The following is a 16,270-nucleotide window of genomic DNA, read 5'->3' as shown; positions in this document are numbered from 1 at the left end:
TTCCAAAATTTTCATAAAGCAAATTCCTAACTTAATATAACCTATCAATATCTTTAGAGACCTTACTAATAAATTGGAAAATAATCCATAACGTCCCGGAAATTTCAAATATTTTTAAAAATACAAACAGATTATCAATATTTATTGAAACTCCCGGATAAATAATGTATAATGATTCTTATTATCAATGCATTTCTTTATTTATGAGTAAAAGGAGAATTTATGAAAAAAACAAAAATTATAGCCCTAGCTATGTCAGTAAGTCTTGTACTCGGAGGAGCCTACATCATAGACTCAAAAACCAACATAGCCTATGCTGAAGAAGAAAAAACCATCGCCCAACAAATAGAAGAAAAAGAAGCTAATATTCAAGAACTTGAGAAAGAGAACTCAAAAATCGATAAAGAAGTTTCTGACCTAGAAAAAAGTCTGGATAATTTAAATAAATTAAATAAGGAACTTGAAGCCTTAGCTTCAGAAGCAGACAAATTATACGAAATTTATGCACCTAAATATGAAAAATGGGAAGGGCTAGATAAACTCGTTAATGAGGGTATAGCTAAGCGAAAAGCCTTATACGACGAATATAAAGCCTTGGCTGATGAGTTGAAAAAAAACCCAACAAATAAAGAGCTAGAATCCCAAACAAAAGCCAAAGCCTACGAATGGGACAAACAAGATAAAATAGTAAAAGAAGATACCAAAAAAAGAACTGAGCAATATCGTGCAATAAAAGCCGATGAAAAAAAATATGCAGAAGCCAACGCCAAGTATCTTGAGAAAAAAGCTGAAGTAAGCGAAGAAGAAGAAAAGACCAAAGGTATTTCTGAGAAAATCGAAGAAAAAAAAGAAAAAATAAAAAATAATAGCAGAAAAATCAATGTTCTAGAAGAACAAAGAAAAACTCTTGAGGATTTAAAAGCCAAAGAGGATAAAGAAAATATAGATGATAATGAAGACGGCGATGAAAAACAGAAACCTGTTGAACAGCAAATTGCTGATGATAAGAATAAACTCGATAAGCTGAAAGACGAAAACAAAAAACAAAATGAAGAAATAGATAAGTTAAAAGGACAAATGGCAGACACCCCTAGCCTAAGAAATGAGTTTGAACAATTAAAAAAAGATAGGGATGCTAAATACGATATTTATGTAAATAAAAATAAAGAGCTAGATGAACGCAGGATGGAACATTCAAAGGCAAATGAATTAAAGAACGAACTAAAAAACAAATATAAAGATGCCCAAAAAAAACTCGATAAAGATCCAGATAATGCAGCTCTACAAAAAGAAGTAAATGAAATATTAAAAAATTGGCAAGAGAATAATGAAAAGTTAGAAAAAGCCGAGCAAGCTTGCAATAAACTAGATGATGAAATAGATTCAATAAATAAGGATTATGAAAACATTAATAAAAAATACAAAGAATTTAAAACTGACCTTGAATCCAAAGAAGATGAAAATCAAAAACTAGAATTTAAAATAGGATTAATAAACAAAAGAATCAAAAAAAACGAATCAAAAATACAAGCCCTAAACAGCAAACTAGAAGCTAACAATACCAAGGTTCTTAATAAGTCTAAAGAAAATGCTAATAAAGAAATTGACAGACTTTCTAACCTCAGCGAAGAGGAAAAGAAAGTGGCTAAGGATAAGGTTCATAAGGCCGATACTGTAGAAAAGGTCAACCAAGCCCTTGAAAATGCAAAGAAATTAGCTGAGAAAAATTTAGCTAAGGCCAAGGAAGAGGAAAGGAAGAATAAGGAGAAAAAAGATTATAATCCAATCCTTCCAGACCCAGACTATAATTACTACCTAGGCGGAGACAAGGACAAAGATACCAAGAAAAAGACCCTCTCAGCCAAGACTGTCCTCAGACTAAAAGAGGCTGTCGAGAGAAGCAAGACCGCCATTAAAGCAGCTGAGCTCCTAATGGAAATAGCTCCAAAGAAAGTAGCTGACGTCAAACCACAGCTATTACAACTAATCAAAAAATCCAAAGAACTTCAAAAAATAGCAGAAAAAATCCTAGCCGAAAATGGTTATGCTTATTAGGCAGATTTGACAAAAATAAATCACAAAATAATATTATAAACAAGAGATAATAGAAAAATTTAATCCTATAAATAATTCCCTATCCAAAAGGGAAAAAGATTAAAAAACCACTCTTATCTAACTAAAAGACCCGGGCGAAAAGCCCGAGTTTTTTTGCCCAAATAAACCCTTATCAGGATTTAGGTTGGTAGACAAAAATTTTTACAGTCCCTTTTCTAAAATCTAAACATTACAAAAGAAAAAATCCCCACACATATAAATTTGTGAGAGGAGTATTTATCATATCTTATTATATCTTGTATTATTCTCTTGGTAATTTTTTGCAATAGGGTGCTGGTAATTTTTCGCTATAGGATATGCAAATTTTTGCCTATGGGTATTAGAGTTTACTTATATACTAGGGCAATTTTATCCTAGCCTTGCTGGGGTTTTTATCTTAAAAAAATCTTCAAAAAAGACCCCAGATGGGGCCAAATTTATAGGTTTATAAGTCCAAAAGTCAAAAACATGAGGTATTCTTTGATGAAGTCGAGAAATGTCTTATCAAAGCCAATTCCAATTACTATATAAATTACGTGCACTGCCGCAAATATTACTATGAAGAGCAAAATGAGATTGTCGTATTTTTTTCTTAAGAAAATCCCTATTATAAACAGCCACAAGGAAAGGCTTAAGGGCAAAAGGATTGGGTTTAAAAAAGTATTTTCAAAATCATATCCAAGACCAAAGTCTTCCCCAAGAAAGATAGTCAAAACAGTATAGGCGATTACAAGTAGGCTTGCTATACAATATAGGTTTCGTTTTTTGTCGTAATTCTTATCCATATAAGATACTTTCATTTCAAAATTTAATCAGGTTTTCTTATGTCTATTATATCACATTTATAGCTAAAGTATATTTTTACATAAAAAGAAGTGGGCATTGTGCCCACCATCTTTTTTCAGGAGTCTATTAAGTCTCTTTTATTTTAAGCAACGCCTTTCCTAAGGAACGTAATCTTTTTACAATCAATGCTCCTGTTCGTCGCATCTATTGTAAAAAATTACGGAAGGTTTCTCATCAATTTTCCTGCGGACTTTGTCCTTGTAAAATTGTGAGAATCGTTCAAATTTTGCCAACAAAATTTGAACTACCTTTCTATATAGGTTCCTGTCTCGCCTTTTAGGCCGTCTAGAGCTTTTTCTAGAGATGTGATTAACGCTTTTCCGCCTTCTTTGTTTCTTACGAAGGATAGGGCTGCTTCTACTTTTGGTTTCATTGAGCCTTCTGCAAATTCTCCGTCTGCTAGGTATTTTTCAGCTTCTTCTATTGATAGGTGTCCTAGCCATTCTTGGTTTGGTTCTCCGAAGTGGATGGCTACCTTTTCTACTGCTGTAAGGATTACAAGTATATCTGCTTCTACTAGTTCAGCTACTTTTGCAGATGTGAAATCTTTGTCGATTACTGCATCTACACCGATTAGTTTGCCGTCTTCTTTGATTACAGGGATGCCGCCGCCACCTGCTGCTACTACGATCATTCCATCGTTGTAGAGTTTTTCGACTGCTTTTTTCTCAATTATATCGATTGGTTTTGGACTTGGTACTACTCTTCTGTAGCCTCTGCCTGCGTCTTCTTTGAAGGTGAAGCCTTTTTCAGCTTGTTTTTCAGCTTCTTCTTTAGAATAGAATGATCCAATTGGTTTGGTTGGATTTTGGAAGGCTGGGTCTTCTTTGTCTACCAATACTTGGGTTACAAGTGATACTACGGTTTGGTCCATTTCTCTTTTTGCTAGTTCGTTTTCGATAGCGTTTTGAAGATGGTAGCCGATATAGCCTTGGCTCATGGCTCCGCATTCAGCAAATGGCATTTCAGCTGTTTTTGCTTCTGATTTGCTTGCTGTATCCATGGCTAGGTTGATCATGCCTACTTGTGGGCCGTTGCCGTGGGATATTATTACTTGGTTGCCTTCTGCTACTAAGTCTACGATTGATTTAGCAGTTACTGCTACTGCTTTTTTTTGTTCTTCTGGGCTATTTCCTAGTGCGTTTCCGCCTAGGGCAAGTACGATTTTTTTCATTGCTTCTCCTTAAGTTTGATTTTAGTTGTTTAAGGCTCTGTCAACATTTCTGATAAAGTCTTGAACATTTGTTACCATTGATACGGCTGTAACTGTTCCCCTGTCTGATAGTTTGTTTACAGCGAATTCTTGGATGTCGATTGTGTACATGTAAACTGGTCTTACTACGCCGTCAAATACGTTGTAGGATGGGGTCATATTTCCTGTTGCGATTGTGTAGAGGATTGCGCCCATCATGATGATTGTAGATGTTTTTCTAGCGTGTTTTCTCATTTCGTTTTGAGCAGCATATACGTTGTTGATTGTTTCAGGGAGTCCTAGTCTGTCACGGATTGTGCCTGCTATTACTACTGGAACGTCCATTTCAACACAAGCTTTCATGAAGCCGTCTTTTACAAGTCCGCTTTCTACAAGGGCTTTGGTTGAGCCGTATTTTCTTGCTAGGTTGATTGTTTTGTATAAGTTTTTGGTTGTGTTTTGTTCTTTTTCGAATTTTTCTTGGCCCCAAGTTGTGCCGTAGATTCCTTTTTCAAGGTCGAATGCTGCAGTTTCTGTACCACAGAAGATTGCATTTACATAACCATTTCTTACTAATCTTTCTAGGGCTGCTCTTGAGTCTCTGTCGAGTGCTAGGGCTGCTCCTACGATTAATGTTACATAACCATTGTGTTCTTTTTCATATTTTAGTACTTCGTATAGGTTGTCATAGTCGATTGAGAAGGCTGTTTCTCTTGATCTTCCTGCTCTAAATGCGAAAGTATCTTGGTGGGCATCTCCTTCTAGGAAGCCTTGGGTCCATACATAGATACCTTCTGAAGCATCTTCTGTACGTCCGATTACTACCTTGTCACCTTTTTTAAGGTTTCTAAATTCAACTATGTTTACACTTTCTTCACCTGGTGTGTCGTTTGCTACACAAACTGTATCCATTCTAGATTGAGCAGCTAATACCCATTTGTCATTTATTTTGAAGTATTCTGGATAAACTGAAAGAGCGTGGTAGTTTCTTGGGCTAAGTCCATCTTCTTTTACTTCTTCTAGGGTTACATTTGGTGCATTTTTAAGAAAGTCTTTTTCAAAATCTGGGTGATGGTATTTTGGCATTTCAAATTTCATTATTGTATCTCTCCTTCGTTTTTATCTGCTTTTTTGTCAGCTTCTACGTATTCCATTTCAGGAATTTCCATTTCTCTAGCAAAAGCCTTGTTTGCTGGGCTTATTAGAGCTTTTTCACAGTTTACTACGAAATCTTGTACGTTTGTTACCATTGGCACGTATGCAAGATTTTCTCTAGCTGCTCCTACTTTGTGTACTACGTTTTCTGTTACGTCTACACAGTATAGGTAAACTGGTGAAATTTTTCCATCTTTTCTTACCCTATAGCTAGATGCCATGTTGGCTACTGATAGGGAGTGGAGCATGGTTGCTATACAAATAATTACTGTTGCCTTGTCAAGTTCTTTCTTTGTTTCAGAAAGAGCCCTGTCTTCATCGCCTATAACTTCTGGAAGTGGACCATCATCTCTGATTGATCCTGAAAGTACAAATGGAACGTCCATGTCTGATAGAGTTTTGATGATACCATCTTTTACATTACCGCTTGCGATGAAATCTTTGATTGAACCTGTTGTTCTAACTTCGTTTAGAAGGTCAAGGTGGTTATAGTGACCCATTGGTTGGTTTTCTTGGGTGTAGATATTTTGGCCAAGAGCTGTATTTAAGAATCCACCTTCAAGGTCGTGAGTTGCCATAGCGTTTCCGCCTAATAGGCAGTTGATATAGCCATTTTCTGCAAGTTGGTTAAGGGCTTTTCTAGTATCATAGTCAAATACTACTGAAGGACCTAGTACCCATACTATATAACCATCTTCTGAATCTCTTTCGTGTTGTAAGAGTTCAAATAGGTTGTCATAGTCTTCAGAGAATGATGTTTCTACGGCCTTACCTGGTTTAGAATATACATCGTCTGGGAAGGCGTTGTTATAAACAAAGATACCGTCTTCGATTTTGCCGTCTTCGCTTACTACAACTTGATCACCTTTTTTAAGGTCTCTTATTTCTTCTACTACGATTTTGCCGTCTTTTAGGACTGCAACACAGTTTAATGATGTATGTTCAGGTAATTGCCATTCGCCATTTACTTTATAGAATGTTGGCATATGGCGTGTCAAGTAGAAATCATCAGGTGCAACACCGTCTTTCTCTACTTCTTGTAGGCTAATGTCTGCTGCTTTCTTGAACTTTTCTTCTGAAAAGTCTGGTGTAACAAATTCTGGTACTTTAAATTCCATTCTTCTACTCCTTATTTTTATTTTCTTTTAATTCGACAGTGAACTTATTTTCACAATCAAAATCCAAAGTTAATTCTGAGAATGCTTTTATTTCGCTTTCGAGATTTTTCTCGCAAATCAAAAAGTAAACATCCTGTTCTATAAGCTTCTTTAAGCTCCTTGCATCAAAACCTTCTTCCTTGGCATAGACGCCGAATTTATCAAAAAATCCGTCCGCATAGGATAGTTTTATCTGTCTATCTGCTAGGGCTTTTTCTAATTCCCTGAAGTTTAGGGAAATAAGCTTATCTAATTTATCATCATCTAGAGGGCTTAGTTTGAAGACGTAATCGACATATTTGCCAAAGTCCACGTCAAATTTTTCTTTGACTAATTTTTCGTAATCTTCGTCACTATCTACAGTCATGGTTAGGACTACGATTGAGTTTTTAAGGTTGATGTCGCGTCCCTTGTTATCCTTGATTGTGCCGTCTTGGATGATTTGTAGGACCAAGTTTTGCACCTCGAAGTGGGCGTTTTCGATATTTTCAAAAACCAACACACTGTAAGGTCTGGTCCTTAATGCCTGGGTCAATACTCCTCCGAATTCGTATCCAACATAGCCAGGAGGGGCACCAATCAGCTTGGTGATTGATGACTTATCAGTAAACTCGCTCATATCGAAGCTAAGTAGGGATTTTTCTCCCTCATATAGGTAGTCTGCCAAAAGGGCCGATATATAAGACTTACCCGAAGATGATGGTCCTGAAACAATAAAACTTAGGACTGGCTTTGTTCTTTCAAAGAGGCCGCCTTCTGATATGATGTAAGTATTTATAATCTTATCGATCATATCATCGCCGCCAACGAATTCTTCCTTAAGTTTTTCTCTAACAAGTTTAATAGAGTCAAGTTTATCATATTGGAGCTTGGACTTTGGCATTCCGCTCATCTTTGAAATAATATCTTTGACTTCTGAAACGCCAACCTTTGTCCTTAGCGGATAATATTCGCCCTGATCTTCTATTTTCTTTAATTTTTCGCTTACTTTTTCTTTTAGACTTACGAACTTATCAAGGTTTTCAAAGTCTCTCTTATCCTTGGCTTCTTCTATTTCAAAGCCAATGATGTCGATTTCTCTTTCAAGCTTGACTAGACTTTCTTGTCTTTCTTTTTCTTTTTCATATAGGTCAGTTTTTTCGGCAAGTTCTTCTTCAAGCTTTTTGATTTCTTCTTCTTTTTCCTTGGACCTGTGGGTCGATAAGCTGTCTTTTTCGTTTTTGAGGGCTATATTTTCCATTTCAAGTTGGACAATTTTCCTGTGGAGCTTATCTAGCTCTTCTGGTTTTTGGTCCCTTGCCATTTTTACCTGGGCACAAGCCTCATCGATTACATCTATTGCCACATCTGGGAGTTTTCTCTCAGTCAAAAACCTCTTTGAAAGTTTAACCGCTTCTGTGATAGCAGGGTCTGTTATCTTTATCATGTGGTGGTTTTCGTATTTGGATTTTATTCCCCTCATGATGGCAATTGTCGTCTCAACGCTTGGCTCCTCGATTAGGATTTTTTGGAAACGCCTATCAAGGGCCTTGTCTACCTCGATGTGCTTTCTGTATTCTTCGATGGTAGTTGCACCTATTGTTAAAATCTCGCCACGTGCCAGCATCGGTTTTAGCATATTGGCTGTATCCATGGTCCCACTTGCAGAACCCGAGCCTATTATATTGTGGATTTCATCTATAAATAGAATTATCCTTCCCTTAGAGTCCTTGATAATTTCAAGAATTTTTTTAAGTCTTTCTTCAAAATCTCCCCTGTATTTTGCTCCAGCAACTAAGGCTGTCATATCTAGGGAGAATATTATCTTATCTTTTAAATCATCTGGCACGTCGCCTGCCACAATCCTTTGAACAATACCTTCAACTATAGCAGTTTTACCAACACCTGCATCCCCGATTAAGACCGGATTGTTTTTTATCCTTCTAGATAAAATCCTGATGGCGTTTCTGGTTTCTTCTTCCCTGCCAATAACCGGATCTAGCCTTCCTTCGATGGCTTCCTTTGTGAGGACTGTCCCGTATTTTTCAAGATTAATTATAGTTTCTTGGTCGACGCCCTTTAGTAGGTATTCGTTGAATTTCTTGGCAACAAGTTCGTTGAAGTTTTGGTAAGTAAGACCGTGGGTCGCCGCAAGTTTTGCTGTTGGCATATCAGCTTCCCTCAAAAGGGCAAGAATTAAGTGTTCGGTCTTTATTTTTTCTTCAAACTGGTTTCTAGAAATTTCTTCTGCTATCAAAAGAGCTCTTTGATAAGACCTAGATGTATAGAGGGAGGAAATCCCCTTGGCTGACCTTAATTTGGTCAGGGCATTTTCTGTATCATCCAAAACATCTTGGTAGATTACCTTAAGTTCCTTAAAATAGGTTCTTATTAATTTTTCCTCTAAGGTCAAAATCGAATAGAAAATGTGAAGGTCAGATACTTCTACATTGTTTTTCCTGATGGCAACCTTATTAGCTTCTTTAATAATTTCCACAGAAGATTGTGAATACTTACTTATGTCCATATTTACCTATCCTATCACCATAAATATAAGATGGGCAGCTATACCTGCTCCGAGTCCTCCTATAGTATGGCACAATATTGCATTACCTGTCATTTCTTTAGTCTCTAGGGCATCCATCATGGCTATGTGGGTTGATAAATAGCCTGACCAGCACATACAAATTGATGTAAATACTGCTATGTCGTTTGCTGTCACAACGCCTCTGCCGGACATATCTGCTACAACACCAAGAGCTGCTCCAGCTGAGCCTAGGGCTGTGATTGGCACAGCTATGGCTTCTGGTGAGTTAAAACCAAAAAGTGGGTTTATGATAAAGGCAAGTTTTTCGCCTATCATTGGTAGAATTGCAATACCTTGGTTGGCTTCGCCTGTATAACCATTTGGGCCTGCGCCATTTGTAAGCATAACAACTAGGGTACAAATGAGACAAACGCCTGGGATGATTGCAACACCCATGTCTACTCCGACCTTACCACCATCTAGGAAGGCTGTTATAAACCTAGCTCCTGCTGTTCCTTCTCTAACCTTTCTATAGCCGTCTGGTACGTTTGCTGCCCCTTTGGTTTCAACCATTTCTTCTGTACCGTAATATTTTTTGGTCCTAGAAATCATAAGTCTAACTGATATTATAGAACCAACTACAGCACCAAGGAGACCAACAAGGGCGCCCTTCATAGCATTATCAACTGGTAGGGCCATCATAGATGTAACTGTGATAAGTCCCATACCAAAGGAAGTTCCTAGATTGGTTAAAGCTGGCATCTGGTATTTTTTGAAATACTTTCTAAAGTTGTTATCTGCTGCAAGTGTTAGTATGGCTGGGTTATCAGACATAAAACAATTTAGCATACCAAGAGAAGATGCGCCTGGTAGGTCGTATATAGGCTTCATTATCTTTGAAACTAGCCTGTTTACTAAGGCAATAACGCCAAATTCTGAAAATATAGCAGATATACCACCTGCTAAAACTGCAACGGCCATCAAATATAGGCAGACATTCATCAAAAGATCATATGATGTAAGCATCATAGTTTTGATCATGTTTGTCCCGCCCATTATAGAACCCATATAGATAAAGAGGCCTAGAAAGATAGCAAGAAATATAAATACTTCTGGGCCTACATCTTTCTTTATGGTTTTATCCATTTTTAGTTCGTCTTTTACTTCTTGTAATTCTTCCATTTAATCATCCTTAACAAGATAAATCTTGAATTTATATTTTTTCAAATGCCTTAACTAAAAATATCCGAAAGAATCGGACATTTTTAGTTTTATGCATCTGTTAATTAAACTTTAGTTTAATTTATTTTTCTTTTGCTCCTGGGTAATATTTAGGATTCTTGAAGAAGTCATCTACAAGCTCTCTAATTTCACCACTTAGAAGAATCATACCAACCATGTTGGTAAATACTACTAATCCTAGGGTCGCATCAAGAAATACTCCTGCGTTATCAAATGATACGAATCCACCAAGAAGGATCATAGCACATGCTATAAATCTTACTATCTTACCTACTGTTGTACCAAATAAGTATTCACCTTGTTTTTCAGCGTAGAATACTATTACTACGATTGTAGAAAGTACAAATAGGAATAGGGAAATAGCTATAACAGCTGTACCAATTTGACCGAAAGCTGTGTTGAATGCTCTTTCAACTCCGATGTCTTTCATGTCTGGGTTTTGCCATAGACCTGTTGTTAATACAACAAGGGCAGAAATTGTACAAACTATGACTGTATCTGCGATTACTTCAAATACACCCCACATACCTTGACGGCATGGATGGTCTGTAACTGCTGTAGCGTGTGCGTATGGAGCTGAACCCATACCAGCTTCGTTAGAGTAGCATCCTCTAGCTGCACCGGCTTTGATAAGTGCTGAGATACCTGCACCTGCAATACCACCGCCTATAGCTCTTGGGTTAAATGCGCCAACAAAGATTTCTTTGAAAGCTGCTGGAATTTGATCAGCGTGCATGATTATAACTATAAGACCCATGATGATGTATAGGGCTGCCATGAATGGAACCATTTTTTCTGTTACTTGAGCGATTCTCTTGATACCGCCGTAAGCAACTAATACTACTAATAAAGTAATAACAACTGCTGCAACAACACGGCTTAGGCCTAATTGTTCAAGTGGGCCTACTGCTGAGATTGTTTGTAGGGTAATAGATGGAAGGATTTCAATCATAAAGAAGAATGATACTAGGAAACCCATTATCTTACCTGCTGTTCCGCCTATACCTTTTTTGAATGTATAAGCTGGTCCACCTACGAACTCTCCGTCGGCGTTTTTCTCACGGTATTTAATACCAAGTACGATTTCTGCAAATTTTGTTCCTTGACCGATAATAGCTGCTATCCACATCCAGAATACTGCTCCTGGACCTGCTGTAAAGATAATTGATGGAGCAACTACGATATTTGCTGCACCTATTGATGAAGCAAGGGCTGCTGATGCTGCTTGGAATGGTGAAACTGAACCTTCACCGCCAACATCTGATGCAAACATCTTTCCAAACGTTTGCTTAAGAATGAATGGTAGGTATTTGATTTGAACGAATCCCATTCTAAATGATATTAAAAGACCGCCGCCTAGTAATACTATAAGGATAGGCCATCCCCAGAACCAACCTGTAAGTTTTGATATCATATCTAATATTGCTTGCATAATAATTCCTTTTTAATTTTATGGAGCCTTGGCCAAGAGGTTTCCTCTTAGACTAATGAAGATTTTCAAGAATCTAAGTTTACTTCCTAAGGCCAGCCCCATCCTTGTATTTTTTATAATCTAGTTTCGTCTAAAAACTAGCAAAGTGTTGCATACATAACTGCTTTGATTGTATGCATTCTGTTTTCTGCTTCTTCAAATACTAATGATTGTGCGCTTTCGAATACTTCGTCTGTTACTTCTATTGATTCCATACCGTATTTTTCAAATATTTCTTTTCCAACTTTTGTTTCTTTGTCGTGGAATGATGGTAGGCAGTGTAGGAAGATAGCTTCTTTGTCTGCGTTAGCCATAATTTCTTTTGTTACTTGGTATGGTTTAAGGATCTTAATTCTCTTTTCCCATTCTTCTTCTGGTTCACCCATAGATACCCAAACGTCTGTGTAGATTACGTTAGCATCTTTGCTTGCTGCGTCTACATCTTCTGTAAGTGTAACTGTTGAGAAGTTTTCTGCTGCGATTTTTTCGCATTCTTTAACTAGCCATTCTTCTGGGAATAATTCTTTTGGAGCACATGCTACAAAGTCAACACCAAGTTTAGCACAAACTAACATTAGAGAGTTTGCCATGTTATTTCTAGCATCACCAAAGTATACAAATTTTAGACCTTTTAGACGTCCAAAATGTTCCTCGATTGTTAGCATATCAGCTAGCATTTGTGTTGGGTGCCATTGGTCTGTTAGACCGTTCCATACTGGAACACCAGAGTATTTAGCAAGCTCTTCAACGTGTTCTTGTTTGAATCCTCTAAATTCGATACCATCATACATTCTACCAAGAACTCTTGCAGTATCAGCTACAGATTCTTTGTGGCCGATTTGAGATCCTGTTGGATCAAGATATGTTACGCCCATACCTAGGTCATAACCAGCTACTTCAAATGAACATCTTGTTCTTGTAGATGTTTTTTCGAATATGATAGCAATGTTTTTGCCTTCAAGATATCTGTGTGGGATACCAGCTCTCTTCATGTCCTTGAAGTTTTTAGATAAATCTAATAAGTATCTGATGTCCTCTGTTGAAAAATCCATTAATTTTAAGAATGATTTTCCTCTAAAATTCTTTGCCATAATAATCTCTCCTTTATTATTATTTGTTACCAATAGATTTTTAGTAACGATTTCACACTTATATAATATCACAATTTTAAAATCGGGTTCGGACAAAAACGTCGAATTTTTTTGTCAGAAATTTAAAAATCTTCAAAAAGACCACTTTGATTGAAATTTTTTGGCGAATTTTGCAAAGAGCAAACGTTTTTTGTAAAAATATTATAAAAAAATCGCAAAATATCTTGAAAATAAAAAAAGAAAAAATACCATAATATAAGGAGGCTTTCTTTTATGGGCAAAAAATATATAACTTTGCAGGATTCGTTTTCCTCATCTATGACCGAGTCAAACCTCATTAGTTTTGATATCCAGTCAGATAACGGAAAGACCCTGCCCCTTATGCATAAGCACAGTAGATTTTTGTACATACTAGAAGGTGAAGGCAAGATTAAAATACAAGATAAGGTCTATAAGATGGCGCCTGGCGCCGTTATCTCTATCCTTCCTTGGCAAACTTCAGAAATAATCGAAGTAGAAAAGAATATTTCCTACTACCTTTTAGTTTATAACTTTAATTTAATAAACATTTACACTAAAAGCCAGCTAAATTTAAATAAAGAAGAGGTTGACTTTATTAAGTGTCTCTATTCGAGCGAATCAGCTCTTTACGACCTCGAAGCTTGCGATAAAATCGAGGAAATCTTTGAGGATATAAGAAAAGAAGTCGGGGTCCATTCCCTAAACCTAATCATCCACACCAAGAAAAAATTCTCAACAATTTATCTTATGTGCAAGATTAGCGAGCTTTTGATAATCTACATGAGATATATAAACGACGATGACACCTTTGGCGAATCAATCGCCGCAAGGCCTGAAAACATCTTTATGTATATGTTTTTAAACTCATCCAAGGACATAAGTCTTGAAGTCTTATCAAAAATTTTTCTCATGTCAGAATCGGCCATTAGCCAATACATCAAAGATGTGACCGGGCTCGGTTTTCTTGATATTCTCCACGAAATCAGGATTTATAAAGCAAAATTTCTTTTAAGCCACACAGATATGACCCTAAAGGAGATTGCAAATGCAGTTCATTATTCAGATCCTGCCCAACTTTCCAAGGTTTTTCAGTCTAAGCAAGCCATTTCTACCAAAGATTTTAGGCGACTTAACCAACTACTTGAAGGCAAGGAGTCTTTCACCTTTAAGCCTGAAGACTTAAAACTAATTGATTTTGTAAATGAAAACTATGCAGAAGACATTGATATAATGGAGGTTTCCAAGAAATTTGACATTACACCAAGGAATATCAACAAGATTTTTGTCTATTTTATGGAACAAAACTTCTATTCCTACCTCCACCAAGTAAGGGTCCATGCGGCTTGTGACCTCTTAGTAAACACTGACGAGCCAATCACAGATATAGCCATAGGTGTTGGTTACAATTCACCAAAGACACTTTTGAGAAACTTTTTAAAACACGTTGGCATGACCCCATCTGAATTTAGGTCGGGTCATTTAGCAGACTTGCCAAAATAAATATTTTTAATATGTGATAAGTGGGAGATGGCTCCCACTTTTTATTTGTTTGGGCAAGGAACAGAGGACTAAATTATGTAAAAGTCCAAGTCCCCCGCCCAGAGAAGAAAGGAATAAAACCACTTTGAGGATTGAGAGAAGAAAGGAAATATACTTTAAATCCTCAGCGCCCCTAATTTTTGTAGACAGAAAGATAGGCTTCTGTGGTTTTATCTTTATATGGTTTCTTTCTTTTTCTTAACTTAAGGGGTGAGACTAATTTAATTCTCGTAATCTTTCTAATAAAAAGATAGAAACCACTGCCCAGCAATTTGCAAGGCATACTATGGGTTTTTAGGCTTTTTTGTGTAAATGGAGACTTTATTTTCAAATATTTCTCAAAGCCTAGTTAATTTATGTTTTGCCCTGATTTTATCTTAAAATTATTTAACTTTATAAAATCAGACTTTGACCAATAAAAAAGGTATAGAAATATCCCTGGGGGATTTTTCTATACCTTCATAGTATAAACGTAAATTAAACTTTCATCTTCTGATAATAACGGCTTTGCCGTCTGGCATTACTTTCTTGTAGGCCACAGATAAAAGCTATATATTTTTTTCGAGCTCTTCTAGAGCTAGACTTATTAATTTTTTCATAGAATAATCACTCACACCTACAATAACATTATCATCGTGGAGGAAGGGGATCAAAATTCTTTTTGCCCTTGATGTGGAAACGGCTTCTGCCATTTTGCCGGTAATTTCCCCGCACATTGAGTTTGTAAGTAGGATGCCAATTGGGCCTATGATTATATCAGCCAACTGACAATTGTAAATCAAAGCATTTTCGCCTGTGGCTGCTCTGCTGGCTCCTGCCTTTAACATAGCACTTGCGGCATGGGAATTTGTCCCTACACAGGTGACGTCTAAATCTTTATGGTTTTCTCTAATGGAGCTAACAAGCTGTTTGCCAAGACCTCCGCCCTGGGCATCAATTACTAATACTTTCATATAACCTCTATTCTATTGATATTATTATAACATAAATTCCTTATTTTTTAAACTTTTAAAGAAGAAATAAATTTAAGGCAAAATTTTAAACAAGTTTTGTCCTTTTCATGATTTTTCGCATAAGAAAAGGGCCAACAAGGCCCCTTCCCAATAGAAAAGAATAAGTTAGTCCTAGTTTTCAAAAGGGAAAACTATAAGGAATTAATAATGAAAAACCTAGCTATTTGATAGCTGTTTATATTATAACATAAATTTTAACTTATGCAAACTTTTTCAACCTTTTTTATTAGCCTTCAATTTTCAACTTTTATATATTTTCCTGTCGTTTTCCCAAATTTTTAACTTATTTTTCACTAGAAACTTTTTCTACATCTTCTTTTTTGCCCAGCAAAACAATTAGGTCATTTTTCTCGATTTTTGTGTGTGGACCTGGGTTTATAATTGTGCTCCCACTTCTTTCAAAAGCGACTACGTTCAAGTTGTATTTATTTCTGAAATCCAAATCCTTAAGGTCCTTGCCTATCCAAGCCTGGTGGACTCTGACTTCTGCAAGAGAGAATTCGTTAGAAAATTCTATAAATTCTAGGAGGTTTGATCCTGAAATCACCCTGGCAAGTCTCTCACCACTGTCGAGTTCTGGGAAAATTATCTTGTCAGCCCCGATTTTTTCTAAAATTCTCTCGTGGGTGGCTGTTGTAGCCTTGGCAATTACGGTAGTTATTCCCGCATCCTTGCATAGCAAGGTAGCCTCAATAGATGCTTCGATATTCGACCCTGTTGCAATTACTGCTATGTCAAAGTTTTTGATGCCCAAATCCTTCATAGCTTCTTCATCTGTCATATCAGCCTGTGCGGCATAGGTCACTTGGTCGGCCATCCTTTGGACCTTGGTATAGTCCCTATCAACGGCCATGACCTCCACGCCTTTTTCAAATAATTTTTTGGCAAGGGCCGATCCAAACCTGCCCAAACCCAATACTAGTACGTTTTTTTCTTTCATATT

12 protein-coding genes are annotated in these 16,270 nt (G+C 36.7%); 2 read left to right on the top strand and 10 right to left on the bottom strand.

Features of this window, described 5'->3' with window-relative positions; translation table 11 throughout:
- Positions 1 to 222 precede the first annotated feature (222 nt).
- Positions 223 to 2,055, top strand: a complete 1,833-nt coding sequence (locus AC1EJ5_RS00470; RefSeq protein ID WP_479813872.1) for a hypothetical protein — start codon at positions 223 to 225, stop codon at positions 2,053 to 2,055.
- A gap of 476 nt (positions 2,056 to 2,531) precedes the next feature.
- Here the strand turns inward: AC1EJ5_RS00470 and AC1EJ5_RS00465 are convergent, their stop codons facing one another.
- From AC1EJ5_RS00465 to argF, 8 genes are all read right to left on the bottom strand, one after another.
- The gene (locus tag AC1EJ5_RS00465) at positions 2,532 to 2,879 is read right to left on the bottom strand and encodes a hypothetical protein (protein WP_223418203.1); all 348 of its coding nucleotides are present in this window, start codon (positions 2,877 to 2,879) and stop codon (positions 2,532 to 2,534) included.
- A 305-nt stretch (positions 2,880 to 3,184) separates the two neighbouring features.
- A complete protein-coding gene (gene arcC / locus AC1EJ5_RS00460; RefSeq protein ID WP_223418204.1) occupies positions 3,185 to 4,114 on the bottom strand; it encodes a carbamate kinase in 930 nt (309 codons plus the stop codon).
- 21 nt (positions 4,115 to 4,135) lie between these two features.
- On the bottom strand, positions 4,136 to 5,230 hold the full coding sequence (locus AC1EJ5_RS00455) for a putative NPN-dependent ornithine cyclodeaminase (protein ID WP_209772560.1): 1,095 nt from the start codon (positions 5,228 to 5,230) through the stop codon (positions 4,136 to 4,138).
- Positions 5,230 to 6,405, bottom strand: a complete 1,176-nt coding sequence (locus AC1EJ5_RS00450; RefSeq protein ID WP_348937378.1) for a putative NPN-dependent ornithine cyclodeaminase — start codon at positions 6,403 to 6,405, stop codon at positions 5,230 to 5,232. The genes AC1EJ5_RS00455 and AC1EJ5_RS00450 overlap by 1 nt, the downstream gene beginning before the upstream one ends.
- Before the next feature lie 4 nt (positions 6,406 to 6,409).
- Positions 6,410 to 8,950 carry an ATP-dependent Clp protease ATP-binding subunit gene (locus tag AC1EJ5_RS00445; protein WP_479813869.1) on the bottom strand — a complete coding sequence of 847 codons (2,541 nt, stop codon included), beginning with the start codon at positions 8,948 to 8,950 and terminating at the stop codon, positions 6,410 to 6,412.
- Positions 8,951 to 8,956: 6 nt separating this feature from the next.
- Positions 8,957 to 10,132: a CD0519/CD1768 family membrane protein gene (locus tag AC1EJ5_RS00440; protein WP_479813867.1), complete on the bottom strand. Its 1,176-nt coding sequence runs from the start codon at positions 10,130 to 10,132 to the stop codon at positions 8,957 to 8,959.
- A gap of 121 nt (positions 10,133 to 10,253) precedes the next feature.
- Positions 10,254 to 11,624 (bottom strand): alanine/glycine:cation symporter family protein, encoded by a 1,371-nt coding sequence (locus AC1EJ5_RS00435; protein ID WP_479813865.1) that lies wholly within the window; start codon positions 11,622 to 11,624, stop codon positions 10,254 to 10,256.
- A 137-nt stretch (positions 11,625 to 11,761) separates the two neighbouring features.
- Positions 11,762 to 12,754, bottom strand: coding sequence for an ornithine carbamoyltransferase (argF, locus tag AC1EJ5_RS00430; RefSeq protein WP_311480615.1), 993 nt, complete (start codon positions 12,752 to 12,754; stop codon positions 11,762 to 11,764).
- A 273-nt stretch (positions 12,755 to 13,027) separates the two neighbouring features.
- Here argF and AC1EJ5_RS00425 point away from each other — a divergent pair, with 273 nt between their 5' ends.
- Positions 13,028 to 14,275 (top strand): AraC family transcriptional regulator, encoded by a 1,248-nt coding sequence (locus AC1EJ5_RS00425; RefSeq protein WP_479813863.1) that lies wholly within the window; start codon positions 13,028 to 13,030, stop codon positions 14,273 to 14,275.
- A 587-nt stretch (positions 14,276 to 14,862) separates the two neighbouring features.
- Here AC1EJ5_RS00425 and AC1EJ5_RS00420 read toward each other — a convergent pair.
- Together AC1EJ5_RS00420 and AC1EJ5_RS00415 are read right to left on the bottom strand one after the other, a co-directional pair.
- A complete protein-coding gene (locus AC1EJ5_RS00420; protein ID WP_308749408.1) occupies positions 14,863 to 15,267 on the bottom strand; it encodes a DUF3842 family protein in 405 nt (134 codons plus the stop codon).
- A gap of 343 nt (positions 15,268 to 15,610) precedes the next feature.
- Positions 15,611 to 16,267 (bottom strand): potassium channel family protein, encoded by a 657-nt coding sequence (locus AC1EJ5_RS00415; RefSeq protein WP_308749409.1) that lies wholly within the window; start codon positions 16,265 to 16,267, stop codon positions 15,611 to 15,613.
- Positions 16,268 to 16,270 lie beyond the last annotated feature (3 nt).

The sequence above is a fragment of the Anaerococcus sp. C0059F3 genome (assembly GCF_056590475.1).
The sequence above is the reverse complement of the archived record's forward strand: the minus strand, read 5'-3'. Positions and strand labels throughout refer to the sequence as shown.

What these genes read in the sequence shown, in the direction of transcription:
- AC1EJ5_RS00470 (WP_479813872.1), top strand. Translation starts at nt 223, where the DNA reads ATGAAAAAAACAAAAATTATAGCCCTAGCTATGTCAGTAAGTCTTGTA.
- AC1EJ5_RS00465 (WP_223418203.1), bottom strand. Translation starts at nt 2,879, where the DNA reads ATGGATAAGAATTACGACAAAAAACGAAACCTATATTGTATAGCAAGC.
- arcC (WP_223418204.1), bottom strand. Translation starts at nt 4,114, where the DNA reads ATGAAAAAAATCGTACTTGCCCTAGGCGGAAACGCACTAGGAAATAGC.
- AC1EJ5_RS00455 (WP_209772560.1), bottom strand. Translation starts at nt 5,230, where the DNA reads ATGAAATTTGAAATGCCAAAATACCATCACCCAGATTTTGAAAAAGAC.
- AC1EJ5_RS00450 (WP_348937378.1), bottom strand. Translation starts at nt 6,405, where the DNA reads ATGGAATTTAAAGTACCAGAATTTGTTACACCAGACTTTTCAGAAGAA.
- AC1EJ5_RS00445 (WP_479813869.1), bottom strand. Translation starts at nt 8,950, where the DNA reads ATGGACATAAGTAAGTATTCACAATCTTCTGTGGAAATTATTAAAGAA.
- AC1EJ5_RS00440 (WP_479813867.1), bottom strand. Translation starts at nt 10,132, where the DNA reads ATGGAAGAATTACAAGAAGTAAAAGACGAACTAAAAATGGATAAAACC.
- AC1EJ5_RS00435 (WP_479813865.1), bottom strand. Translation starts at nt 11,624, where the DNA reads ATGCAAGCAATATTAGATATGATATCAAAACTTACAGGTTGGTTCTGG.
- argF (WP_311480615.1), bottom strand. Translation starts at nt 12,754, where the DNA reads ATGGCAAAGAATTTTAGAGGAAAATCATTCTTAAAATTAATGGATTTT.
- AC1EJ5_RS00425 (WP_479813863.1), top strand. Translation starts at nt 13,028, where the DNA reads ATGGGCAAAAAATATATAACTTTGCAGGATTCGTTTTCCTCATCTATG.
- AC1EJ5_RS00420 (WP_308749408.1), bottom strand. Translation starts at nt 15,267, where the DNA reads ATGAAAGTATTAGTAATTGATGCCCAGGGCGGAGGTCTTGGCAAACAG.
- AC1EJ5_RS00415 (WP_308749409.1), bottom strand. Translation starts at nt 16,267, where the DNA reads ATGAAAGAAAAAAACGTACTAGTATTGGGTTTGGGCAGGTTTGGATCG.